This is a genomic window from Aliivibrio sp. SR45-2 (assembly GCF_963890165.1).
In the GTDB taxonomy this organism is placed as follows: Bacteria; Pseudomonadota; Gammaproteobacteria; order Enterobacterales; family Vibrionaceae; genus Aliivibrio; species Aliivibrio salmonicida.
Genome location: NZ_CAWPRC010000103.1, coordinates 1 through 355 on the forward strand (window position 1 = coordinate 1; position 355 = coordinate 355).

1 protein-coding gene is annotated in these 355 nt (G+C 39.2%); it reads left to right on the forward strand.

Going from position 1 to position 355, the window contains the following annotated elements:
* Window positions 1–62 precede the first annotated feature (62 nt).
* Window positions 63–355, forward strand: a 293-nt coding sequence (locus AACV33_RS04710) for a transposase (RefSeq protein WP_220488756.1), incomplete at its 3' end; no start/stop codon positions are given.

The following is a 355-nucleotide window of genomic DNA, read 5'->3' on the forward strand; positions in this document are numbered from 1 at the left end:
TGGTGTGCCCCACAGAATTAGAACACATTCTATACTTAGGTTATACCTATCTGGAGGCTACCATGAGCAAGCATTATACTAAATCTTATCCTGAAGAGTATCGTAAAGAAGCTGTCCGACTCGCAGATCAAAAAGATAGAACGACGGCTTCTGTCGCGAAGGAATTAGGGTTACACCCTAATCAGATCTATAACTGGCGCAGACAGTTTAACCTTCTGACAAATAAACAATTTACGGTTCATGATGGTATCGATTATTCAATAAAAGAAAACTCAGAAATGCGTAAGATGAGAAAAGAGCTAAACGACCTAAAAAAAGAGAATGAGTTCTTAAAAAAGGCAGCGGCGTACTTTGC